Source organism: Microvirga subterranea (assembly GCF_003350535.1).
GTDB lineage: Bacteria > Pseudomonadota > Alphaproteobacteria > Rhizobiales > Beijerinckiaceae > Microvirga > Microvirga subterranea.
On sequence record NZ_QQBB01000007.1, the window covers coordinates 133,691 to 156,516 of the forward strand.

The following is a 22,826-nucleotide window of genomic DNA, read 5'->3' on the forward strand; positions in this document are numbered from 1 at the left end:
TGGAGTTCCGACGACCATGATCCGTACTGACCTGTTGGCGCTGTTCCTAGCCGCCTCGTCCGTGCCCGCGCTGGCACAGCATCATCATGCTCCCGCAGGCTCACCCTACGCTGGGTTCGAGAGGAGGGCCGTAAAGGCCCTCTCGGACCAGCAGGTCGCCGATTTGAAGGCAGGGCGGGGCATGGGGTACGCGCTCCCCGCCGAGCTCAACGGGTATCCCGGTCCGAGCCATGTGCTCGAACTCGGGGAGAAGCTCGGCCTGACGGAGGCGCAACGGCGCCGGATGCAGAATTATTTCGATGCCATGAAAGCCGAGACTATCCCGATCGGTGAGCGGCTCATCGCGCAGGAGGCCGAGCTCGAGCGTCAGTTCTCCGGACGCACCGTGACGGCTGCAACCCTCACGGTGGCCACGGCGGAAATCGGGGCGACGCAGGCGGCGCTTCGGGCAGCCCACCTGAAGTACCACGTTGCTACGGTAGAGATCCTCACCACGGAGCAGGTTCGGCGGTATGGTGAATTGCGGGGCTACTTCGGCGTTCAATAGGGCATCACGGCGGAGCATTGCGCACCGAATGTTGAGAAGGTCGGGAATTGGCACACCTCGGTCGTTTGTCTCGTGGCTGCTTAAGCCTTAAGTCCGGACGTTGCTTCGGTATGCTTGGTGAGCTAAGGCGGCTCATTGAAGAGCCGCCTCTGCGTTAGATTTCCACCTGCTCCGCAATCAGAAGCGCATCGTCGACGTCGATGCCCAGGTACCGAACAGTGCTTTCGATCTTATTGTGGCCGAGCAGGAGCTGGACCGCCCGCAGATTGCCGGTTCGTCGGTAGATCATCGAGGCTTTGGTTCGCCGCAAGGAATGGGTGCCATAAGCCAGGGGATCGAGACTGATTGAGCGAAGCCAGGATGCCAGCAGGCGAGCGTACTGACGCGTGGTCATGGGTCTCGTTCGGTTGATTCTGCTTGGGAACAGCGGCTCGCCTTTGTACAGGGCCTTCTTCTCCAGCCAGCGTCCCACAGCCTCCCGGGTTTGCTCCGTGATCTCGAACTGAACAGGCCGACCCGTCTTCCGCTGCATGATAGTGGTTCGAGACTGCACTCGGCCGTTGAGGGCTACATCGTCAACCCGGAGCGCGACGAGATCACAAGCTCGTAACTTGCTGTCGAGAGCCAAGTTGAACAAGGCCAGATCCCGGATGCGATGGGCAACCTGGAGCCTGACCCGAATGGACCAGATCTCCTTCGTCTTGAGAGGCGGCTTGGCGCCAATCAGCTTGCCCCGGTTCCAGGGTGTGGTGGTTCGGCAGTGATGGTCAGCGGTACTGTCTTGCATTGCAGTGCTCCTGAAGCGAAGCCCCCCGCAATGAACCTTGGCCGTCTCTGCTGATAGCAAAACCCGGCTGAGCATTCGTCTTAAGGTTTTCGTCAGCTTACCAGGATAAGCTGGACCTCCCTGACTTTGCGCCGATCTCCTGCTCGTGACCTGATGCAGTCATCCGCCGCGCAAGAAATCCGTCAAATCTGCGGCGCACAGCCTGAGGAAGCTGCCTTGTCATTTGCGCTCTCGTTCTTCGTTGGAGCGCAACTTGTCACAAACGCCGCGATGCGGGCGGAGAACAGGAGGAGCGCGGCACTAACGACCGGTCGCCCTGCCCGTCAGTAACTCCGCGCAAAGGCGCCAGGCGTCACCCCCACATACCGGGTGAATGCCACGTTGAAGGCGCTGGCGGAGGCATAGCCGATCCGTGCGGCAATCTCGATAAGCGGCGCCTCTTGGCGAAGCAGCATGTCCTTGGCGAGTGCCATGCGCCAGCTCGTCACATATTCCATGGGCGGCACGCCCACCTCGCGCCGGAAGCGATCGAAAAAGGCTGAGCGTGACATCGCAGCCGCTTCAGCCAGCTCTTCGACAGAGATTTCGCCGCCTGGGTTCTGATGGATGCGTCGCAGGGCAGGAGCCAGTCGGCTGTCGGCAAGACCGCGCAGTAATCCGGGAGATGCCGTCGCGCTACCCGCGCTGCGCAGTGCGTCAATGAACAGCACCTCCAGTAACCGGGTCAGGATCATATCTCGCGCCACTAGCAGACCGACTGTTTCAGCATGGATCATCCGCACCAGTTCCGCGAGCCTACTCTCATTTTGAACATGAAGGATGTCCGGCAGCAGCGAGCTCAGCAACCGCTCTTCATTCGCCTCGAAGGCACAATGACCCACCATGGCTTTCACCTCGGCCGCCGCCTGCGGATCGCCCAGGCGGAAGACACCCGGGCTCGTCTCCAGCCGTTGTGGCAGCGTACCTCGCGGCGGTGGCTGAAGGCTGCTCATGGTAAAGGCATGGATTTGCGGGACCAGAACAAAATCCCCTGCTGCGAGCCTGATCGGTGATCGGTCACCGATCGTGAGCAGACAATGTCCCTCTACAATCGCACAATAGAAAGGGCTTCCGAGCTCCCGGCGCTCCACTAGCCAAGTACCGCCCGCCACCACCAGCTTGGCAATCGACGGGACGGGCTTGAGAAGCGAGACGATCTCGGCCAGCGGATCCGACATTGTTGGACGATCCCTAAATAAAAATGGATTATTGAGTATAGATCGTCCGATCGGTCTCGTCCATCTTGATGCTCTTAGCAGGAGCCTACCAATGACAACGAATAACCTGATCGAGATCGCACTCCATATCCCGACCCCGGACGCCGCTCGCACTGTCGCCTACTCGCCGATCCGCCTTGATCTTGCTGGGCGGCAGCCTCTGGAACTGCGTTTGACCGCCCCAGCGAGCGGTCACAAACTACCAATCGTTATCCTGTCGCATGGCTATGGGCCTTCAAATTACCTTCCGTCCAAGGACGGTTACGCACCGTTGGCGCAGTTCTGGGCGGAGCGCGGTTTCGCCGTCATTCAGCCGACACATGCCAGTTCCCGCGTCGGCGGACTTCCGGCAGATACAGAAGGAGCGCCGTTCTTCTGGCGCGAGCGTGTCGAGGAGGTGAGGGCAATCCTCGATCGGCTGATCGAGGTCGAAGAGCAAGCGCCGGCCGTGGCGGGTCGGCTGGACCATGGAAATATCGCCGCGGCGGGGCATTCCTTGGGTGGCCACACCGTCAGCCTGCTCTTGGGCGCGCGTCTCCATGGCGAGGTATTTTACGATCCCCGCATCTCGGGGGGCATCCTGCTTACGGCGCCGGGCCGGGGCGGAAAGGATCTGACGGAAGAGAATGCGGCACGCTTTCCGTTCTTCGATCTCGATTTTGCTCACCTGGTGACGCCGAGCCTCGTCGTATGCGGGGCAGATGACAATCCACGTTTCACGTCGCGCGGTCCTGAGTGGCATGCCGATGCTTATCACGATGGGCCGGGAGCACGAGCGCTGCTCACCCTTCATGGTGTCGGCCACGGCCTGGGTGGCATCGCCGGGCTCGATGCCAAGGAGACCGAGGTGGAGGTGCCGGACGGGCTTGAGGCAACGAGGCGGATGACCCTGGCTTGGTTGAGAACCATACTAGGTTATGATGCTGCGGCCTGGACTTCCGCCTGCGCAGCACTAGCCGGCCCAGCGAGCGCCCTCGGACAGGTCGAAGAAAAGTCCTCCAGGTGACTTCAACCTGCTGGATGGAAGTAATGACGGCACTGCTTCAAGTGCCGTCAGACCTCTTCCCGTTGGTCAGGCGAGGGAACTCCGCTCGGAGACAGACCTAACATTGCTCGAGGCGAGCACAGGCTGCCTCCAGCTTTCTGCATATCCGCTATGGCACGAGGCAGACGAAGGCCGAACTTCCTTGGTCAAAGGGTAAGCTGACCTTCATAGGGCCATGCCCAAAGGCTTAGTTTGACCCGACGCGGACCTTCACGGGGTGGCAGGATCCCGTCAGGTGCAGATTGCTCGAGGGCATAAAATCCCCAGGTCCCGCCCAGATGAGCAGGACCTGGATGCCTAGTCTCTCACATCGTCAAGGCGTGACGATGGGGAACCAGAACTCGAAGTTGTCGAGATACGACACCATCTCGGTCAGCTTCGCCTGGTTGCCGCTCACCTTCACGTCGCCAGCGCTGATCGCATCCGGCAGTTTCGTCTCCTGGAGGATGATCTTGTTCAGCGTATCGCGCGACAGCGTCACCGTTGCGTCGGCATTGTTGGCCTGGCGGCCCTCGGTATGATTGAGCACGCCGTTCTCCAGCTCGATCAGGTACTTCCCGTCCGAGCCGCCGAAGTCGAAGTTGAGCGCCATCTTCGCCTCGCCCGCCTTGGCGCGGTCGACCCGGACGCTGAGATAGTCGAAGAACATCTCAGGCGTCATCGCCCTCACGGTGTCGGGGCTTGCCGTGTTTGGGGTCGGCAGCTTCTTCACGCCCTCGCGCAGCTCCTTGGCGCCAGTGAGGTAGAAGTTGCGCCATGGTCCCGACTCGGCCTGATAGCCGAGCTGCTCGAGCGCATCAGCCTGGAGATCTCTGGCCTGCTTGTTGTTCGGATCGGCAAAGATGACGTGGTCGACCACCTGCGCCACCCAGCGGTAGTCGCCCTTGTCGAAGGATTGCTTCGCCTTTTGCAGGACGGCATCCGCCCCGCCCATGAACTCGACATAGGCCTTGCTGGCCTCGACCGGGGGAAGCTCGTGCAGCGTCGCCGGGTTGCCGGTGAACCAGCCCAGGTAGAGGACGTAGGTCGCGGCGACGTCGTGGTAGACCGACCCGTAATAGCCACGGTTCGCCCAGACATTCGCCAAGCTGGCGGGCATCTTGAAGCTGTCGGCAATCTCCCGCATCGTCATGCCCTGGTTGGCCATGCGCAGGGTCTCGTCGTTGATGAAGCGGTAGAGGTCGCGCTGGCTCCTGAGGAGTTTCGTGACCTCGGCGTTTCCGAAGGTCGGCCAGTGGTGCTGAGCGAACATCACCTCGGCCTTGTCGCCCCACATCGTCAGCACTTCGTTGAGGTACTTTGACCACGGCAGCGGCTCGCGGATCTTGGCGCCCCGTAGCGAGTAAGTGTTGTGCAGCGTATGGGTCGCGTCCTCGGCGGCCGAGATCGCCTTCATCTCCTCGATGTACCAGAGCATCTCCGATGGGGCCTCGGAGCCGGGCGCCATCAGGAACTCATAGGTCAGGCCGTCGATCGTGTGCTTCTCGCCGGTCTTCGTGATGGTGTCGGTCGGCGGGATCAGCGTGACGGTCCCGGCCGAGGTGGTGGTGCCAAGGCCCGCGCCGACCTGACCCTTGGGATCCGGCGGAAGGAGGTTGCCGTACATGTAGCTCGCGCGCCGGCTCATCGCATTGCCGGCCATGACGTTCTCGGCGACGGCGGCCTCGAGGAAGCCCTCCGGAGCGTAGATCTTGACCTTGCCGGAGGCCACGTCAGCCTCATTCGTGACCCCCTTGACCCCGCCGTAATGGTCGACGTGGCTGTGGGTGTAGATCACCGCCTTGACGGGCTTCTGCCCACGGTTGGCGTAGTAGAGGTCAAGGCCCACCTTTGCGGTCTCGGCCGAGACGAGCGGGTCGACAATGGTGATGCCTTCCCGTCCCTCGATGATGGTCATGTTCGACAAATCGAGGTTGCGGATCTGGTAGAGGCCATCCGCGACCTTGAACAGACCACTCAGGTTGATGAGCTGCGCTTGTCGCCACAGGCTCGGATTGACGGTGTCCGGGGCGGCGGCATCGGGCCTGATGAAGCCGTACTGCTGCGGGTTCCAGATCGTGTTGCCGGCCTGGCCCTTGATTACATCGGTCGGCAGGGGCGCGATGAAGCCGCGTTGGGCATTGTCGAAATCCGACTTGTCGGAGAACGGCAGCTCGGTGAGCAGGCGCTGGTTGGCCGCCTTGGTCGCGGCCGTGGCATCCTTGCGCTGATCCTGCGCGGAAGCGGATGCGCTCATGCCTGTGACCAGACCCAGAACAGATACGACGGATAGGAAACGGCTCAGTTTCATGGGACTTCCTCCTTCGTGCCGCGAGTGTCTCGCGGTGATCGAGGGAGGTCTATCGGGGTAGACCCTGAGACGGAATCGGGGCGGACCCCATTCCGGACGCGGGCTGAATCTGACGCGTGCCGGACCGAGAAGGCCAAGACCCGTCGGCGGGCCGGCGTTCGGCAAAGGAGACAGGCGCTCGACAGCGCAGCGGCTCAGGGTTTAACCTCGGTCAATGGATTGCGGGTCCTGGTCGCGGCCCCGATGCCCGTTGCGTTGGCCCTGCGGCCGGACGTCGAGTGCACGATGGATGGCACCACCCCGCTGCCTGCGCGATCATCCCAGGGTGCGATACCCCGCCTGCGCCGGCGGGTTGCCATCATCTTCATGGCGACCATCCTGGCTGCGTGCCTCGTCGCGGCAGCCCTTCTGGTTTCGCGCGCGCGGGGAGAACGGGACGCGATCGAGCACCAGGCCAGGCATGCCGCGCAGGCGCTCTCGTTCGGCTTCGACCAGGAGGTCGCTGCGGTCAACTTTCTCCTGAAGGGCCTATCCAAGTCCCCGGCAGTTCTGTCGGGTGATGCCAAGGCCGTCTACGACCAGTTCAAGGCAACGCCGCTTCCCGAGGGCTCCTGGCTGAACCTGAGCGACCTCGAGCGGCAGCTCGTCAACACCCTGCGGCCGTTCGGGGCGCCGTTGCCGAGGCATTCGGACTTCGCGAACTACCAGGAGCAGATCGACCGGATCCGGGATCGGAGGTGGACCGTCTCCGGCCGCATGCTTGGGCTGGTCAAGGGCGGAATCGTCGTGGCCCTGAGCCTCCGCCTTGACGATGCGGACGGACGGATGAGCGGGTACATCACGACGTTCCTGTCGGAGGAGCGGCTCCGCCGGATCCTCGCTGACCAGGCCGTATCCGCCGGGTGGACGAAGGGCCTCTACGACCGGAGGCTCCAGCCGGTTGCGGTGGAGCGGGACGGTCAGACCAGTACCGACACGGCCGCACCAGCCGCGCTGACCGCCCGACTTGCCGATGTCGCCCCCGACGCCACGATCGAGGGAACGGTCGAGGCCATGGACGAGAATGGCGTTCCCGTCCTCGTTGCCTTCCGCCGCTCGGGCGCCACGAACTGGACCACGGCGGTTGCGGTACCGCTTGCGGCTCTCAACGCGCCAGTCACCGGTGCCTTGTGGCAGATGGCAGGACCCGTCGCCCTGCTGCTATTGGCTGGAGGACTGGCAGCCCTGTTCACGGCCCGCCAGGTCGAGGAGCCCCTTCGCGCCATGTCCGGTCAAGTCATTGGTCTGTCAGACCGAGTACTGGCCCACCAGGAGGAGGAGCGGCGCGCCAAGGGCTTGCTCCAGGCCTCACTGGACGCTTTGTCGGCCCACGTCGCGATCCTGGACGCAGGCGGAACGGTGATCGCCGTGAACCGGGCCTGGCATCGCTTCGCCGAGCACAACGGGTATGCTTTCGCCGGACATGGGATCGGGCTCAATTACCTGGACGTGTGCCGGTCCGCCGCATCAGGTGACGTGGATGCGCGGCTTGCCGCCGACGGCCTGTCCGCCCTCTTAACCGGGGAACGGACTGACTTCGGAATGGAATACACATGCGGCGAGCGTTGGTTCCTGCTGCGGGCGGCCCGGTTCACGCATGAGGGAGCCATCCATGCAGTCGTCGCCCATGAGGACGTCACCGACGTGATTGTCGCGAGGAACGAGGTCCGCACGCTCTCGGGTGATCTCCTGCACCTCCAGGACGAGGAGCGGCAGCGGATCGGTGCCGAACTCCACGACTCCACGACCCAGCACCTCACCGCGGCTGGCCTCGGCCTGGCGCGGATCCACGTGCTTGCTTCCGAGCACCCCGACATTGAGGCGGCTCTGGGCAGCGTCGGGACGAGCATCGACGAGGCTCAGAAGGAGATCAGGACACTGTCGTTCCTGCTCTTCCCCCCAAGCCTCGAACGCGATGGGCTGGCCCTCACCCTGCGCGATTTCATCCATGGCTTCGCCCGCCGGGCGGGCCTGACCGCACGCGTGCGCATCGATCCGGCCATCGACATAGCCGATGCGAACGTGAGCTGGGCGGCGCTCCGCGTCACCCAGGAGGCCTTGGCCAACATCCGCCGTCATGCCCAGGCAACCCGGATCTCGGTCGACATCCGCACCGAAGACGGCAGCCTGCGCCTGCGCATCTCGGACAACGGCATCGGCTTGCCGGGCAAGAAGTCGACGGATGCCCGGCCGAAGCTCGGCGTCGGGATTCCCGGCATGGAGGCCCGGGTCCGCCAACTTGGGGGCGAGCTGTCGGTGACCAGCGGCCGGAGGGGCGTGACGGTCCGCGCCGCGCTGCCCCTGGTTTCCGCGACGAACGGTGCAGCAGCGCAGCCGTTGGAGACAGGGCCTGAGCCGAAGTCAGGGTTTGCACCGATGGCGTGACGGGAACGGTCACGTTAGTCTGGCCGATCCCTGGAGGACGGGGGTGGCCCGATGACCCAAATCCTGATTGCCGACGACCATGACATCGTCCGGGACGGCCTGCGCGCCCTTCTCGAGACCCGGTCCAATTGGACGGTGGTGGCCGAGGCCCGCAACGGGCAGGAGGCCCTGGAGCTCGCCACCGCGACCCGGCCGGACATTGTCATCCTCGACTATGCGATGCCGGTGATGAACGGGGTCGAGGTGGTCCGGCAGATGCGGGCGCGGCGCCTTCGGTCGGAGGTGCTGGTCTTCACCATGCACGACGACGACAATGTCATCCGCGAGGCCCTTCAGGCGGGCATCCGGGGATACCTGCTCAAGGCGGATGCGCGAAGCCATCTTGTTGAGGCTGTCGAGACGCTGGCCCGGCACGAGGCCTACATCTCAGGCAAGGTCTCGGGGGCTCTGATCGATGCAACCCTCGGTGGCCGGAGCACGGCCGGCAGTCCTCTGACCGCCCGCGAGCGCACCATCGTCCAGCTCATCGCCGAGGGCCGGACGAACAAGGAGATCTGCCCGATCCTCCGGATCAGCATCAAGACGGTCGAGACGCATCGGGCCTCCGCGTTGCGCAAGCTCGGGGTCAGGACCACAGCCGACCTGATCCGCTATGCTATCCGCAACCGCATGATCGACGTCTAGGCAGGAAACTCGGGAAGAACCTGAGGCGAACTCGGGGCCTGCCCAATGGCAGGATGTCGCCGGGCGTGCATATCCGTCAGCGAAGACGGAATGTCGCTTGATGGCACCAAGCGGAAGTACACCGAACGTCGGTGATGCGGCGATAACCGGACTTTGGGCAACTGCCGATTGTCTGAGACCATTCGCTCCGTGCAGTTTGGACAGGCGTCTTTCCGTATCTATTCGCCGCCATGTCCCGGGTCAGACATCGGTATGGAATGGACCTTCTGATGGTAGTGGGTCCCGTCGCCGATCAGGATCTCGGCGAGTCTATCGATCTCCTGCACCACGCGATCGATCTGACGGTATTCCGGGCCGCCGATCGGGATGTCGGCCAACGTCCGCGTGAGGAGATGGCGGGTCGGTCGCAGGGACTCCAGGAGCCTGTCGGCAACCTCCCGAGTCATGAGGCGCCGAGATCGTCTCGAATGACCATGTCGCATCGACTCAAGTCCTCGACGTTCCGTTCAGCGGCGTGACGCCGATCCGTCCGCGGACGTAACCGAACGACAGTGATGCGGCCAGGCGCTCGATCCGTTGCTCCTGAATGAGTTTCTCTACCAGAAGGGCCTTGATGACGGTTCTCGGATCGCCGTCGCAGGCCAGGATCAAGGCGGTCACATCAGCCTCCATCTCGTCCGTGTCGCATGCAGGCTGAACCTGATCGGTCATTGTCACCTCCGTCGGGAGCCGTGAAGTTACTGATTCACGGCGCGGCCTGCCAGGAGAATGTTCGCTATTTGTTCGCGGCCTGTGGAATGCGGGGAAAGCGTGTTTGCCGCAAGAACCGGATCGGCCCGAAATGCGGTTGCGTGGCTGCGGACCGCTCACGTCCCTACGTGCCGCGTAGCGGCATGGCGCGATGCAGGCCACGACGGGAAAACCGTTCCGGTGGTCACTGATACTTCAAGGACGCCACCAACCAATCCATCTGCGCACGGGCGGACGAGATCAGGCTCGCGTACGAATGGATCGACACCCCCTCAGACAGACGGTTGGCATCGAGCGTGGACACGCGCCCCCTGCCGATCATCATGACGGCCATCGGGGAGGTCGAGTTCAATTTCGAGGAGAGATCGTCGCGATACTTCTCGGCCTGGGCGACGTCGTCGCGCGTGATATCATGCGCCGGGCGCTTGAACTCCACCAGCAGGTACCGTTCGCCGTAATCCTGGGATAGGAGGAGGTCGGGACGCTTGGACGCGCGATCTCCCTTGAATTCGGCATTGCAGTAAGTGGCGATGACATGCCTGAGGGTCAGGTTCGAGGACATCGTCGCATAGCTGCGCCCGAGGATCCACGGGTTCCTCTCGAATGCCTTGTGGGCATCCTTCTCGAGCGTCTTCGGGTTCTGCACGAGCTGATCGAGGAAGTCGAGGAACTGGAGACGGTGGAATGCCTGCGTCCCGATCGTCGACAGCTCCACGAGGCCGAACTGATCAAGGGCAGCCGCAAGGGATTCCATATCGCCGCGGCTGGAGTCGTTGATGCTCTCGAACACCGCCCAGTAGGCATCGTGCTCGATCGCATCGAGCGCCACGTCCGCGATGGTGGCGATCCGCTCCTCGCTCTCGCCATAGAAGCGCATCAGGATCCGGTTGAGGGCCTCGCGGGCAAAGCGGCGGCGGTGCTCCGGAAGCTGCTGGAGGCGGAGCTGGACCTGCTTTTCCAGCCGGGCCTTCTGAAGCCTCATGTCCTTGGCATGCGAGATCTTGAGTTCCTTCTTGACCTCGACTTGGACGTAGGCCCGCACTTCTTGGAAAACCTTGCTGTTCTCGATGAGCGCTCCCCAGTCGGCCGTGACGAACTCGTCGACACCGCTCAACTCGATTTCGCCGTAGACCTTCCTGGCCAGCTTGGGCGGTATCTCGTCGTCCTCGTCGAGGCCGAACAGTTGTGGCCTGCCGACCGCCTTCCCGTCGACCTTCAGGATGATCCCGGGCGACCTCGGAACCTTGCTGCCCTCAGACAGCGTGAAGTGGAGGTCGATAGCGCCCGCCGACGGCAGCGTCGCGTTCAGGCGGGTCGTCCTGCCCGGCACGTCCTGGACGGAGAGGGCCATGCCGTTGACGTGAACCCTGAAGTCGTCCTCGCGTCCGTACTCGTAGATCAGGACCTCGCGCAGGCGCTCGGCCGTGGGAAAGTTTAGGCGGGCGTCGAGGCGGGACAACGTGATGGTCGTGCCGGATTCGCCTTCCGTCGCGATTGCCTCAGAGAAGGGCAGGGGCACGGCCTCAAGATCGCTGCCGTTCTCGACGAGCTCCCGCTTGTCGATCACGAGCGTGGACTTGCGACCGCGTGCCACCGAGCTGACCTGCATCTGCTCGGCGATCGTGAGACCGGCGAACTTGCCGATGCCCTTGCGTCCCTTGACCTTCCGGTTGTGCCGTTGCGTCCTGTCGCCCATGCGGGTGCGCTTGTCGCTCGCGATATTGAGGTACTCGCCGCGCATCTCCTCGGACGTCATGCCCGTACCGTCGTCGCGCACGACGATTGCCTCCGACGTCAGTGGGGTGGGAAGCGTGATCCAGACATTCCTAGCATCGGCGTCCCAGGCATTGTCCACCAGTTCCTTGAGGGCGGCCTCGCTGGATCGATACGTCTCACCCAGGAGACGTGTTAGCCTCGTGTCAACGGAGAAGTATGCGCTTTCGTTCATGAGAACCGATACCTGATCCCGCAGTCCTCAGTAGCAGGTATTCTGTCTCATTTTCAAACTGTATCCGCTTCACGGGAGATTGCTGTCAGTCCGGCACTTGCAGATTCAGTTTCCGTGCCAAGAACTCGCGCCGCACTGCGGCGGGTGTAGTCAAGAACCATGCGTCAGGAAGGTTGAGCGGGTGGTATTCAACCTAGACTCCCTGCATTCAGGATAGGCTCTCTCCAGGCTTAACACCTGTCTCACCATGATCCTCGATCGAGGCTCGAAGGCGATCCACCGGCACGAGAAATCCTAATCCCTTGTTGGTGTGTGCAGTGAAGACAGCTCCCCGGCGTTCAAGGGCACCTTGGACCAACATGATCGTGCGGATTGAGGTGGTCGGATCGCAGGCCTCAAGTTTTTGTAGGTTGCGAAGGCTGACACGAGCAAGGGAGGCCACGTCCTCTTGAGTGAGGTCAAGAGCCATTCTCGCGAGCTTGAGGATCTTCGGATGGGTGGTCATTCCCGGCACTTTCAGGTGCCTTGGATCCTTGTCAACAATTGCGGGTGGGATGCAGAGCTGATGCGTGAAAACAGGTCCCTGTTGCGGGTTAGCTGGCAGGGTCGTATGAAGGTCCAACAGAACTGATTCGCTCCACCCGCAAAGTTGGGGTGACGGAGGACTCAATGGAGACGTTCCTTTTCATAGGCTCCAGAGGGGGAGCAGGTCGGACAACTTCCAGCTTCCTAGTTGCTGCCGGACTGACCGCGCTCGGTCTTCGCCGGCTTACGTTCAAGTCATGACCGCAGGTCGCGAACCCGCCCTCGTGGAGGCTAAGTGGGACGTGCGCGCCCGATCAGCAGAGAGCCACTCATCTCCGCGCACGAGGTCCTGATTCATCGACCCGCCGAGTGAGTCCACTGCACGGCTGTATCGTCAGTCAACGCGCACATCTTTGCCGTCAGACGCCGCTTCAGAACATAGGAAGGACTTGATGTTCGTAATCCACAAGGATCGGATCCTGAGCCGAGACAACGTTGCCGCGCTGATCATTGCCCTCGAACAATTTATCCCGGTTCTCCGGGCAATTCAGGAAGGGCATGGACCCACTGTACAGGAGTTGGCTGAGGCTCCCGTTCTTAACAACTGGAGCCTTGAGGTCAAATCCGCGCCTTGCCTGCGCGTCATGACCGACTTCACGGACGATCTGCTCCTTCCATACGGTCAAACCCTCGGCGAGCTATTGGATTTTTGGATCATTGCTGAACAGCAAGGTTGGGTAAGGGGCCTCCTCCGCTGGTATCGCCTCGGAACTCCGCTTGGCCCTTTCAGTCCGTCGTGATCAGCAGGATTCGTTATGTCAGCAGACAGGCCACCCCGGGATCCTGGCCACCGGTCGGATCGTGATCGGAGGCATTTCGACCGCAGGCGGAAGGCCGCTCTAGCAGGCCTTCACCTGCCCACGGAGCAGGAACTCCTCGAGGGAATGCCGTTCCTTGCCAACGATGTCCGGCAGGACATGCAGGCCTTTGCCGAGCGGTTGATGCCTCGGCTTCGAAGGAAGGCGAGCCATGCCCACTTCGCAGCAGCCATCAACGGCCTGGAGCAACTCACCGTCAGTCCTGGCGCAGACGAGGTCCGGGCGCTCACGGACATCCTTGAGGAGGCCACGGCCAGCCTTCCGGATGGTGTTCAGTCCTGGCGACTGCGGTGCCGGATCTACCTTGCGCACTTCGGTGATCATCGCGCCGCGCTCGCACTCGCCCGCGATGCCATCCTCATGGCTCTTGCGATGCAGTCATACTCGAGGGAGCCCGCGACGGCTCTGAAAATGGTCAAGGCCGCACTGGGTTGGCTCTTCTTCGCAACGTCTGATCCTGGATACGCCTATCTTGGGCGTGAGGTCCGAGTAGCATCCCGGGCCGAGCCAGCGAGAATGGTTGACCACTACGGGGGATTGCTCGTCGAGTTTGTGGAACAACAAGCTCACGAGGCGCTGCTCGCCACCATCGCTGACGAGGAGACTGCACGCGGAAAGTTGGCGGCGAACGAAACCGCAAACACCCCGAGCGTTCCGATGCCGATGGGGTCGCTGGGAGCCGCCATGTCGACATCGGTGGTCATTTTCAACCACGTCGGCAATGCGAACACAGGAGAAGGGAAGAAGGTCGCGAAGGAACTCGAGGGGCTCACCGGAAAGGCTTTGCCCTTGATCCCAGTGCCTGACCTCAAGGCGGCTCGCGCAGCGTTGAGGGCGGAGTTTCCGTATGCGGCGGACGTGATCGACGACGTCCTTCGGGACGTCGCGCTCCGGTCCCATGTCCAGATCCGCCCGACCATCCTTGTCGGCTCTCCGGGATGCGGCAAGTCCCGCTTCGCGACCCGCCTCCTGACGGTTCTCAATCTGCCTCACGACCTGATCCCATGCGGCGGGGTTTCGGATGGCACCTTCGCCGGCACTCCCCGTCGATGGTCGACGGGCGAACCGTCCCTCCCGGTTGCCCTCATCACCCGCTACAAGGCGGCAGGACCGGGTGCGATCCTGGACGAGATCGAGAAGGTCGGGACTTCCCGCCACAACGGGCAGGCCCATGACGCACTGCTCGCATTTTTGGAACGCGAGACGGCATCCCGCTTTCACGACCCCTATGTCCAGGCACCATGTGACCTTTCCTATGTCACATGGGTGATGACAGCCAACTCTCTCGAGGGAGTTTCGGCGCCGCTCCGGGACCGCTGCCGGGTCATTCCGTTCCCCGAGCCCGGACAGGATCATCTCCCGACACTCAGCCGCCAGATCATCTCGGGACTCCTTGCCGAGCAAGGACTGGATCACCGCTGGGTCAGACCACTCGACGAGATCGAAGTCGAAGCCGTCACAAAGGCATGGCCGGGCGGTTCGTTGCGCAAACTGCGAAGGGTGATCGAGGTCATCCTAACGAGCAGAGACGTGAGGCACTGATCTCAAGCATGACGCGCATCGAGGGACAAAATGTATGGCCTGATCACCGACTTCTGGAGCAAGGCGGAATCCCCAATAATCTGGCTTGGGTGCCGTAACCTTGGGTCATTCTCTGCTCCGTGGAGTCGGACGGATGGTCCGCACATCCGACATCTGGATCATATCCGAGACCTATTCATGTGCGCGGCCGCTGCCGCGCTGATTTCACACCGGCCGCCCTTAGGGAGCGGCTCACGGGAACAAGACCTTCGCGTCGTGAGGGAGGCTCCATGAGCGGCAAACGCCACAGAGACATTCGGGCAGGGCGGGGTTTCCCAAGCGTCGCGGAACTGGAAACCGGGTTTCCTTTCCATAAGGACAGCATCCGCGAGGACATGAGCATCTGGGCGGAACGCCTAGTGCGGAGAAAGCCGGAGAAGCAGGACGGGGGTTGGGACCGCTCAAAATCCCTCGTCGCTCTCCGATGGTTGCGGTACAGCGCGAGGGACAGCCTCAAGACCGACGGGGACTTGATCGAACTCGTCCTCCAGGTGGTGGATGCCCTGCCGCCTTGGGCGCTCACCGAACACCGCCGGTGCCGAGTGTATTTGAGCTGGCTCAGGGCACAGCCGCTGCCGATGGATGAGGAACGCCGACGAACCCTCACAGCATCGGCTGATGTGGCTGCCGGCAAGAGTCCTGATCGTCAAGCCGCACGCGTGGGAGCCGATAGCCTCAACCGTCACCCGGTTTCCATCACGCCACAAGCGAGTGATCAGTCGGGGCGTAAGATGGACATTCTGGCTGGGAAGGCATGGCCCGAAGCCACTGAACTCTTGCATGGAACGCCGTTCTTCAAGGGCAGCCTCCACGAGGACATGCGCCACTACGCCGGACGTCTGCTGGGCGGCATCGAACGCGATGGGTACAGACGCGATGATTGGGACGAGTACGAAGGGTCTATCATCGAACAGGCTCGGCGCTTGCGGAAGGCAGCAAGCAACGAGGCGTCAACCCAGTGGGATTTCCGTCCGATTGTTGAACGTCTGCTGTTCACGTTCCCTAAGGGCTATCACGAGGGGTGGCTTCGGTGCAGCTACTACCGGGCGGCTCTCGGGGTGAGATGGGCGCAGGTCGACATGGCGAGCACGGCAGTCTCACTTGCCCTGGTTTCAGTCCAAGCCGGATCGCCGTCAGAATCCGACTATCAACTGATCGCCGCGGCGCTGGGCTGGCTGGCCGAGTTGGCGGCAGATGAGCCCGCGCTGGTGGAGCAACCGAAACCGATCTGTTGCGACGCGCCGGAAGACACCGCGAGACACTATGGGCAGATGCTCGTCGATTTCATGCGTATGCCTCCGACGAGGAGTGGTCCATGACAGACCGAATGGCTGAGATCCGTGCCTACAACACCCGCCAGGGCCACATCCTGGCTGGACGGGCGCTCCCGTCTGCCGACGAATTGCTGCGCCTCATGCCGTTCTATGAGGACAGCCTCCGTGAGGACGTCCTTGAGTGGGTCAAGGGCGAGATCGCCCGCCTTGAGCGGCTCGACCCACTTGAGTGCCGAGCGCTCCTCCCATTTCGAGGGCTGCTCAACGACTTGGAAGACTCCAATGTCGTTGGTGCAAAGCTGGCCCAGCGCATCTACATGCTGATGCTCGCGCTGCCCGAGGACGAACACGAGGGGAGGTTGCGGTGCAGCGTCTACCGGGCTGCCCTCGGGCATCGCGCGAGCATGATCGCACTCGCCTGCAATGCGGCAGCCGCCCTCGCGGCATCCGCCGAGACGTCGCCGGAGCCGACACTGGTGGATCTCACGCTCGCCTGGGCGGCGCTGGGCTGGCTCGCCGCACTGGCCGCCGACGGTACTTTCGTGCCGCTGTCGGACCATCCTCGGCCAGAACGCCTCGAGGCGTCCGTCGACATTGCTCTGTGGCACGGCCGGGCGATCGTACGGTTCCTGACCGGAGAGGCACCTCCGAAGGTGCTGCTGCGGCAGAACTACCGTGATGATGCAATTCAGCATCACGACGTTGCCGAGTACAAGCAGTGGCTGATCCGGCAGGCCGGCGGCGTGGTGGAAGAGGGTATCGTGGCCGACTGGCTCGGCATGAGCCCTCCGGAGTTACGGCGGTACACGGAAGGGGGCGACCTGATCGCCATCGACATGGACGGCCGTACGGTCTATCCCGCGTTCCAGTTGAAGAACCCGACGTCAGTCCTGGACGTGCGCAAGATCCTCTCCATCATGCCGATCGGGTCTCCTTGGATGAGACTGGAATGGTTCCTGACACCGGACAGCGTACTAGACGGCGAGACCCCATGGGAAGCCCTGTGTGCGGGGCGGCGCGAGGGTGTCTTTGATTGTGCAAGAAGCCACGGCACTGATTGATAGGCCCACGGACCGTACTGTCCGGTGCTGCTTCACGCTGTGGTGAACATCGTTGTCTCATGCACTTCGCTGGCGACCTCCAAGCCATTCGGGGATGGGCGCGGCCGAACCGAGTCGAAATTCAAGGATGTACCACTCCTTAGCAACTGAGAACGCGGCGTCAGGCCGGCCGCCTGTCTAGCCGGGAACGTATGCGATCATGCGATGCTGTCCAGCAGAGAACACTCGTCTTCCCCTCCGATTTTTGGGGCCTCGCTGCGGGCTCTGGATGGGCGGGGACCCTCTCACGCTGATACCAACTTAGCGCGCAGCGCAGGGTCCGGTCGATGCCCTGATGGAGGATAGATCCGTGGCTTTCGATGGTATGTCCTGAGAGGTTGGCGAGCCATTATGTGCGGGCGCCCTGTGACGCTTCCCATGTCAGTTGGGTGGTGGCCGCTAACTTGATCGACGGCCTCTCGAGGCCATCAAGGGACCGTTGCCGTGTCATCCACTTTCCGGAGCCCGGGCGGGAGCGCCTCCCGATCTTTGCTCGCCAGCTTGTCATCGAGCTCGTTGCTGAGCAGGAATTGTATCAACGTTGGGCCCACTCCCACGACGTAGCCGACATGAAAGCGGTTGAGCAGGCGTGTACGGGAGGGTCACTGCGTACACTGCGGCGGATGATTGAGCTGATTGCGGCATTGAGGACCATAAGTCGCTGACTTGCATTCAAAATCGAGCGGTCGCTGTAGATCACATGTGCGAAAAGCAGTCGTCCGTCAGGAGGGATGTCGCGAGCAACAGGCGGCCAAACAATTGTTGGTAGCTCGCTTCCAATGAAGACGCTATGGGAATTCAAACAGTTTGCGTGACCGATATGGTCTAGTTCACGCAAGCCGACGCTGCTGCACTACCTCTGCCGCGACTATCTGATTGACGTGCTAGGGGGTGTGGACATTCATTTGAGGGCCATGAAGCTGGCGGCGAGATAGATCATGGCTGAGAAGCTCAGATCGGTCTTGTCGTAGCGGGTGGCGATGCGGCGGAACTGCTTCAAATCACAAAAGAAGTTCTCGACCAGATGCCGCCAGCGGTACATGGCAAAGTCACACGCGATTGGCTTCGCACGATTGGCTTTGGGCGGAATGACAGCGGTCGCCCCACGGGCATCCAGCTCCTGGCGTAGCGCATCATTGTCGAAGCCCTTGTCGGCGATCAGCGCACCAATCTCGATCCCATCGAGCAGGGGCTCTGCCCCGACGCTGTCATGGCGCTGCCCCGGCAGTAGCAGAAGGTGCGCCAGATTGCCGAGTGCATCCACCAGGGCCACGATCTTGGTGGTCAAGCCGCCGCGCGAACGCCCGATGGCCTGAGCACAAGTCCCCCTTTAGCGCCCGTCCCGTGCTGGTGGACGCGGATGATCGTGCCGTCGATGAGCGCGTACTCGAAATCAGGATCGCCTGAGAGCGCGTGGAAGATGTGCTCAAGCACGCTGTCTGAGCCCGCCGGCGAAAGCGGCGGAAGACTGTATTCCAGTTCCCGAATATCGCGGGCAGGTCCCGCCAGGGCGCCCCGGTGTGCACCATCCACAGCACCGCCTCCAGGAACAGGCGGTTATCCGCGCCCGAGCGGCCGGGATCACCGGCCTTGCCGGGCAGCAACGACGCGACGCGGGCCCACTGCTCATCCTTCAGCACCAAACGGTTCAAAACTGACCTCCAGTTTGCAGTCTTGAATCAGATCCCAACCGGTGCGGGAATCCCTCAGGTCACCTGAATGTCCACACGCCTTAGTCCGAACTACCCTTGTCGCGAGCCACATTCGAATCAATCCTGAACTGGATGATGCTCGATTCTGGGATAGCTCCTAGCCTTCCAAGTTCGTCGCGTATGCTCTGGTACTGCGAGAAAAAACGCGCCCACCCAGCGACCCCACCAGCCTCTCCGATCGCCAAAAGCATGGCCTTATGAGATGCGAGTAGGATTTGAACTTGCCGCTTGCGCTCTGCAAGTTGGTGTTCGGTCGCCTCGAGCTTTCGGGCCAGATCGGCCATCGATTGCTTGCTGGCGGCTTCCAAGTGTAAGCGAAACTGGGTTTGTCGGACCGCTCCGTCTGAAACCTTCTTTGTGCGGTCCTTATTCCTAGTGATTGTTGATGTTGAACATCCGATGCGCTTGGCAATCGCGCGAGCGGTCACGTTCTCATTCGATAGCAGCAGTTCCTTGATGATGTATGGCAATTGTTCGTCAACGGAGTGGTTCTTAGAAGCCATCGAGTGGCGTCCTCCTGCTTGGTACGCCCGCTACAGCGGACAGATCCGGACCGTCCGGGAATGGGTGACGTCCTGGGCGTGTACCCTTTGCTGCACGAACGTTCATCAGCTTGCGCTGTGCGTCTGCAAGCTGGTTCTCTCTCCCCACCGAGCCGATAGGCCGTCGTTCAATTGCTGCGATCGCGGCTGTCAGTTGCCGTTCCATCAGGTCGAGATTCCGTTCATGTTCGCCATTCTGGGATAGAACCAAGCTTCGACAGCCATTGAAGCACTCGAGATGCTTAGGACAGGGGTCCACAGTAAACGAGTTGACGCAGTACCCATAAGGCGTCGCGTGGAAGCCGTCGGCCTCTACTGCGAGGAACTCAAGGGCAGCGTCCTCACCGTGGACCTGTTGAACCCGCTCAAACTCATGAGTAATCGGACCTCTTACCCGTCCTGACTTGATCAACTTCAATGCTTGCTGAGCTTTCGCTGGCAACATGGTGGCCTTACTGGGCAGCTCGATTGCATCTAAGTCCTCCGCTAGGCTGCGGTGATCATAGGTATAGCTCTGACGAACGCTTCGTCGATTGAAGCGCTTCGTGATGATGGTATCAGCAAGGCCTAACCTGAAAAGCTCGGTGTTCTGGAGATGTCGAAGTGCGTGGGTATTGGTCAAGGAAAGGGCGCGATCCTCCTCAGTCCGGCCATAACGCGTGAAAAGGCTAGCATTCTTCGAGCCGAGCGCTCGCCTGAAATCGTCGTCGTCGATTGTTCCTATTGCGAAGTATCTGTTCACATCGAGTATGTTCCCATTCCGCTCTTCAGCCAACGCGGCCTTAGGTGCGAGGAGCAGCATTTCGTATGGGTACAGACGGCGCCCGCCAGTTAACTGATGAGGGTCCACATCCGGGAGCTTGCGGGGCATTGCCTCCCGAACGGCTTTTTCGAGTTCACCGACCCGAACATAGGCATCTATCCATCGTACCGGGCCGTTCCAAGCTGATCCATCAGCCTTTCGAGCGGGGAACAGGATCCCATGATCACCTACCGCGCGAAAGCCGAACTGATGGAAATAGTTCACGGCATACTTTCGCAGGCGATGCGCAGGACGCAGTTGTGTTTCCCAAAGTCTATCGAGGATTTCAGGAGCGAACGTCCGCTTGTACTCTGCGACCAAGTCCTCGGGCAGTTGGTCGTCGAGTAAGCGCAAATCCCCGCTTAGCCTCGGATAGAATTCACCAACGGGTACCAGATCGGCCAGGTCAAACTCAGGAAATAGCCTACCCGTCTCTGTCTGCTGTTTGAGGCGACGCCGCAGCGGTTCGGTACGTCGCAATATCCCGTCAAATGCTTCCTCAATGATTGGCTCAAAGATTTGTGGGACAGGTTGCTCCGCTTCGAACAGTACTTGGCTATCTTCATTTCTTCCCCGTTGCTTCGCGGCGAAGTGGCGCAAGATGAGAGCCTCGGAGATCCCGCCAATCTCCCCGGCAGGACGACCGTCGCTGGTCACGAACTTCTTTACTCGGCGCCAGTCTGCCGGGAGGGTGCAGGACTCAGAGATGCGGAACCCACAACAAATTTGGATCTTCGCATGATCGAACCGCAACGTGTCGAGGTAAGTCTGCGGCTGTTCAGTAAATGCGATGCGCACTAATTCCCAGAAAGCCCGCATCTCAGGCAGTTTCTCGGCCGATTTTCTGTCCTCAAGACGGCTTCGGAGGTCTGCTTGGCCTGGGGGCATTCTCTTCCCCGGGCTTCCAATCTGAGCTCGTGGCTTTCCATCTAGGGCAAGTGGCAGGAGCGGTGCGTTGCTAGCAAGGAAGGAGCGGTCGAAAAGCTGCGCCACCGCAGTCTCAACCCCAGCACGCTCCGACTCTCCGATTTTGGAGGCAATCCGGAGCGCTGTGCGGACGTGGTCTACTGTTAAGAGCCAGGGTACTACGTCCGTTGCACCCGCCGCCAGGATCCGGAGGGGCCTCAGGCGTCGGTCATAGAGAGTGCCTGGCCGATTCTTCTTGATGAACACCCAATCAACGGCAACTGCGAGCAGGAAATCGACCCATCTTGAGTCGAGACCACGTTGTTGGATGGGCGCCTTGCCAACGGCAATACGTTCCTCGTTAAGCAAAGAAAGCGCGCGACGGTCGGCTCCAAGATCTCGCAAGCGGCCCTTTTTTGCCATAGGAGCACCAGTGGCACGATCAAGATCCCAGACTTGGTCTTCATCGATCCGCCCGCTTTCATCAATGATCAATGCCCAAAGTAGGCCCTTTGATGCAGCTATTTCCTTTGAGGTTTGAACGAACCTATCAAAATTCTTGTTCCGTTGCACTTCTTGCTTCCCCGTCGATTTCAGTGATGATTTGCTTGGCAGCCTCAATTGTCCTTCTTAATTGTGTGTAGGCTGGGGATCCCGCTTCTCCATGGGAAGCTTGAAAGAAATGAGTAACGACGGGATACAGCGAGTCACAAACCTCCTTGTGAACCTGAACGTCGCGGACGGGCAGAAACTTTCGGCACCCATAGCAAGACAGGACAGGGTTCTTCGTACAGAGAGACTGCCCCAGCTCACATATCCCGATTCCGGCGATTGGCACTCCATGAGGGACGGCACCAATCTGGTGGTCCAGCGGACGGTCCAGAAGAGTTGCGGAGTCGATGGTCCTCGTTCTGTGGATATTGACGATCGTTGAGTAAACCGTCGACGTAGCGAGCGCCTTGTTCACTCGCTCGGCCTGGGTGGCTGACTCGCGATAATAGAGGATCGCAGTCCTCGTGTTGTTGTGCCCCAACAACTCAGCAAGCTCCTCATGGGACGCGCCCGCATCGGCCATACGCTGCGCCGCGGTGTGGCGCAGTTGGGTTGCATTCCTCGGGCAGGGTAGGAGCTCAGCCGTCAGGCTTCGGATCAAAAGACTAACGGCACCCGGCGAAAGGCCGAAGAATGACTGATCGACGGCGTCAGGCCCGATCAGCCACAAGGGCTTCGCTTGGCGGGCAGCCGAGAGTTGCCTGTACAGCACAGCCCAATCGCGCCTTATCTTGCGCATCATTGCTACCCTGTCCTTCTCATTGGCCTGTTTCTCGCGGTGAAACCGCACGTGTACGATAGGACCGTCTGTCACTGGATCGTTCGGAAGCCGAATGAGGACGTCGGTTGTTTTCACCCTTGCAATCTGGAGAGGGCGCATTGCATGTTGAAATGCAGCTATCAGAACGCACGCACCTCTTAAGGTAATTGGATCCAATTCCGTGGAACTGGCCGATGCGCTCAGATCATCCAGGTAGTTGATTAGGGTGAGTTCCTCGCTAGCGCTCAGAAACGTATCTGCGGATCGGATTGAGGAGTAAAGATCTGCCTTTGGCCCGGCAAAGGATGAGACGAAGTCCAGATATCCGGGACCAAGGTATCCTAGATCCATCTCGCACAGGTAGAATAGAAAGCGCTTCAGACCCGTTGATCTTTTGCCATCCTCAATGAGTGCCGGAAGGACCTTGGAGTGCCAAAAATGCTTCAGATCGAGAGGGCGTAGC

18 protein-coding genes and 1 pseudogene are annotated in these 22,826 nt (G+C 61.2%); 8 read left to right on the plus strand and 11 right to left on the minus strand.

All coding sequences use genetic code 11. The annotated features are described in order from the left end of the window. The first annotated feature begins 16 nt into the window (after positions 1–16). The gene (locus tag DES45_RS18120; RefSeq protein ID WP_114771446.1) at positions 17–547 is read left to right on the plus strand and encodes a periplasmic heavy metal sensor; all 531 of its coding nucleotides are present in this window, start codon (positions 17–19) and stop codon (positions 545–547) included. A 154-nt stretch (positions 548–701) separates the two neighbouring features. Here DES45_RS18120 and DES45_RS18125 read toward each other — a convergent pair whose 3' ends face one another. Then, positions 702–1,334, minus strand: coding sequence for a tyrosine-type recombinase/integrase (locus tag DES45_RS18125; RefSeq protein ID WP_114771447.1), 633 nt, complete (start codon positions 1,332–1,334; stop codon positions 702–704). A gap of 323 nt (positions 1,335–1,657) precedes the next feature. After that, a complete protein-coding gene (locus DES45_RS18130; protein ID WP_114771448.1) occupies positions 1,658–2,551 on the minus strand; it encodes an AraC family transcriptional regulator in 894 nt (297 codons plus the stop codon). Positions 2,552–2,642: 91 nt separating this feature from the next. Between DES45_RS18130 and DES45_RS18135 the strand changes: the two genes are divergently transcribed. Continuing rightward, the gene (locus tag DES45_RS18135) at positions 2,643–3,596 is read left to right on the plus strand and encodes an alpha/beta hydrolase family protein (protein WP_114771449.1); all 954 of its coding nucleotides are present in this window, start codon (positions 2,643–2,645) and stop codon (positions 3,594–3,596) included. A 352-nt stretch (positions 3,597–3,948) separates the two neighbouring features. Here DES45_RS18135 and DES45_RS18140 read toward each other — a convergent pair whose 3' ends face one another. Then, on the minus strand, positions 3,949–5,925 hold the full coding sequence (locus DES45_RS18140; RefSeq protein ID WP_114771450.1) for an alkyl/aryl-sulfatase: 1,977 nt from the start codon (positions 5,923–5,925) through the stop codon (positions 3,949–3,951). A gap of 285 nt (positions 5,926–6,210) precedes the next feature. Between DES45_RS18140 and DES45_RS18145 the strand changes: the two genes are divergently transcribed. Together DES45_RS18145 and DES45_RS18150 are read left to right on the plus strand one after the other, a co-directional pair. Further along, entirely contained in the window at positions 6,211–8,349 is a 2,139-nt protein-coding gene (locus DES45_RS18145) for a sensor histidine kinase (protein ID WP_170151553.1), read from the plus strand. 51 nt (positions 8,350–8,400) lie between these two features. After that, positions 8,401–9,033 (plus strand): response regulator, encoded by a 633-nt coding sequence (locus DES45_RS18150; protein ID WP_114771452.1) that lies wholly within the window; start codon positions 8,401–8,403, stop codon positions 9,031–9,033. 218 nt (positions 9,034–9,251) lie between these two features. Here the strand turns inward: DES45_RS18150 and DES45_RS18155 are convergent, their stop codons facing one another. From DES45_RS18155 to DES45_RS18170, 4 genes are all read right to left on the minus strand, one after another. Further along, entirely contained in the window at positions 9,252–9,479 is a 228-nt protein-coding gene (locus DES45_RS18155; protein ID WP_114771453.1) for a hypothetical protein, read from the minus strand. A 40-nt stretch (positions 9,480–9,519) separates the two neighbouring features. Then, a complete protein-coding gene (locus DES45_RS18160) occupies positions 9,520–9,744 on the minus strand; it encodes a hypothetical protein (RefSeq protein WP_245571788.1) in 225 nt (74 codons plus the stop codon). A 223-nt stretch (positions 9,745–9,967) separates the two neighbouring features. After that, a complete protein-coding gene (locus tag DES45_RS18165; RefSeq protein WP_114771454.1) occupies positions 9,968–11,731 on the minus strand; it encodes an ATP-binding protein in 1,764 nt (587 codons plus the stop codon). A 208-nt stretch (positions 11,732–11,939) separates the two neighbouring features. Continuing rightward, positions 11,940–12,236 carry a helix-turn-helix domain-containing protein gene (locus DES45_RS18170; RefSeq protein WP_114771455.1) on the minus strand — a complete coding sequence of 99 codons (297 nt, stop codon included), beginning with the start codon at positions 12,234–12,236 and terminating at the stop codon, positions 11,940–11,942. Positions 12,237–12,708: 472 nt separating this feature from the next. On the opposite strand from DES45_RS18170, the gene DES45_RS18175 reads away from it, so the two are divergent. From DES45_RS18175 to DES45_RS18190, 4 genes are all read left to right on the plus strand, one after another. Then, on the plus strand, positions 12,709–13,056 hold the full coding sequence (locus DES45_RS18175; protein WP_114771456.1) for a DUF6634 family protein: 348 nt from the start codon (positions 12,709–12,711) through the stop codon (positions 13,054–13,056). A 177-nt stretch (positions 13,057–13,233) separates the two neighbouring features. Next, a complete protein-coding gene (locus DES45_RS18180) occupies positions 13,234–14,676 on the plus strand; it encodes an AAA family ATPase (RefSeq protein ID WP_170151554.1) in 1,443 nt (480 codons plus the stop codon). A 269-nt stretch (positions 14,677–14,945) separates the two neighbouring features. After that, positions 14,946–16,034: a hypothetical protein gene (locus DES45_RS18185; protein WP_114771458.1), complete on the plus strand. Its 1,089-nt coding sequence runs from the start codon at positions 14,946–14,948 to the stop codon at positions 16,032–16,034. Positions 16,035–16,042: 8 nt separating this feature from the next. After that, on the plus strand, positions 16,043–17,050 hold the full coding sequence (locus tag DES45_RS18190) for a hypothetical protein (protein WP_147282443.1): 1,008 nt from the start codon (positions 16,043–16,045) through the stop codon (positions 17,048–17,050). A gap of 940 nt (positions 17,051–17,990) precedes the next feature. Here the strand turns inward: DES45_RS18190 and DES45_RS18200 are convergent. The 4 genes and pseudogenes from DES45_RS18200 to DES45_RS25225 all read right to left on the minus strand — a co-directional run bounded on the left by DES45_RS18200 (position 17,991) and on the right by DES45_RS25225 (position 22,459). Then, positions 17,991–18,741: pseudogene (locus DES45_RS18200) on the minus strand (IS5 family transposase). A gap of 80 nt (positions 18,742–18,821) precedes the next feature. Then, positions 18,822–19,304: an HTH domain-containing protein gene (locus tag DES45_RS18205; RefSeq protein ID WP_114771461.1), complete on the minus strand. Its 483-nt coding sequence runs from the start codon at positions 19,302–19,304 to the stop codon at positions 18,822–18,824. Continuing rightward, entirely contained in the window at positions 19,294–21,624 is a 2,331-nt protein-coding gene (locus DES45_RS18210; RefSeq protein WP_147282444.1) for a hypothetical protein, read from the minus strand. The genes DES45_RS18205 and DES45_RS18210 overlap by 11 nt, the downstream gene beginning before the upstream one ends. Beyond that, a complete protein-coding gene (locus DES45_RS25225; protein ID WP_170151555.1) occupies positions 21,602–22,459 on the minus strand; it encodes a site-specific integrase in 858 nt (285 codons plus the stop codon). Before DES45_RS25225 ends, DES45_RS18210 begins: the two co-directional genes overlap by 23 nt. Between the last annotated feature and the right edge of the window lie 367 nt (positions 22,460–22,826).

Bases quoted from the DNA above. Each gene is read 5' to 3' on its own strand.
- DES45_RS18120 (WP_114771446.1), top strand. From the start codon at position 17: ATGATCCGTACTGACCTGTTGGCGCTGTTCCTAGCCGCCTCGTCCGTG.
- DES45_RS18125 (WP_114771447.1), bottom strand. From the start codon at position 1,334: ATGCAAGACAGTACCGCTGACCATCACTGCCGAACCACCACACCCTGG.
- DES45_RS18130 (WP_114771448.1), bottom strand. From the start codon at position 2,551: ATGTCGGATCCGCTGGCCGAGATCGTCTCGCTTCTCAAGCCCGTCCCG.
- DES45_RS18135 (WP_114771449.1), top strand. From the start codon at position 2,643: ATGACAACGAATAACCTGATCGAGATCGCACTCCATATCCCGACCCCG.
- DES45_RS18140 (WP_114771450.1), bottom strand. From the start codon at position 5,925: ATGAAACTGAGCCGTTTCCTATCCGTCGTATCTGTTCTGGGTCTGGTC.
- DES45_RS18145 (WP_170151553.1), top strand. From the start codon at position 6,211: ATGGATGGCACCACCCCGCTGCCTGCGCGATCATCCCAGGGTGCGATA.
- DES45_RS18150 (WP_114771452.1), top strand. From the start codon at position 8,401: ATGACCCAAATCCTGATTGCCGACGACCATGACATCGTCCGGGACGGC.
- DES45_RS18155 (WP_114771453.1), bottom strand. From the start codon at position 9,479: ATGACTCGGGAGGTTGCCGACAGGCTCCTGGAGTCCCTGCGACCGACC.
- DES45_RS18160 (WP_245571788.1), bottom strand. From the start codon at position 9,744: ATGACCGATCAGGTTCAGCCTGCATGCGACACGGACGAGATGGAGGCT.
- DES45_RS18165 (WP_114771454.1), bottom strand. From the start codon at position 11,731: ATGAACGAAAGCGCATACTTCTCCGTTGACACGAGGCTAACACGTCTC.
- DES45_RS18170 (WP_114771455.1), bottom strand. From the start codon at position 12,236: ATGACCACCCATCCGAAGATCCTCAAGCTCGCGAGAATGGCTCTTGAC.
- DES45_RS18175 (WP_114771456.1), top strand. From the start codon at position 12,709: ATGTTCGTAATCCACAAGGATCGGATCCTGAGCCGAGACAACGTTGCC.
- DES45_RS18180 (WP_170151554.1), top strand. From the start codon at position 13,234: ATGCAGGCCTTTGCCGAGCGGTTGATGCCTCGGCTTCGAAGGAAGGCG.
- DES45_RS18185 (WP_114771458.1), top strand. From the start codon at position 14,946: ATGAGCGGCAAACGCCACAGAGACATTCGGGCAGGGCGGGGTTTCCCA.
- DES45_RS18190 (WP_147282443.1), top strand. From the start codon at position 16,043: ATGGCTGAGATCCGTGCCTACAACACCCGCCAGGGCCACATCCTGGCT.
- DES45_RS18205 (WP_114771461.1), bottom strand. From the start codon at position 19,304: ATGGCTTCTAAGAACCACTCCGTTGACGAACAATTGCCATACATCATC.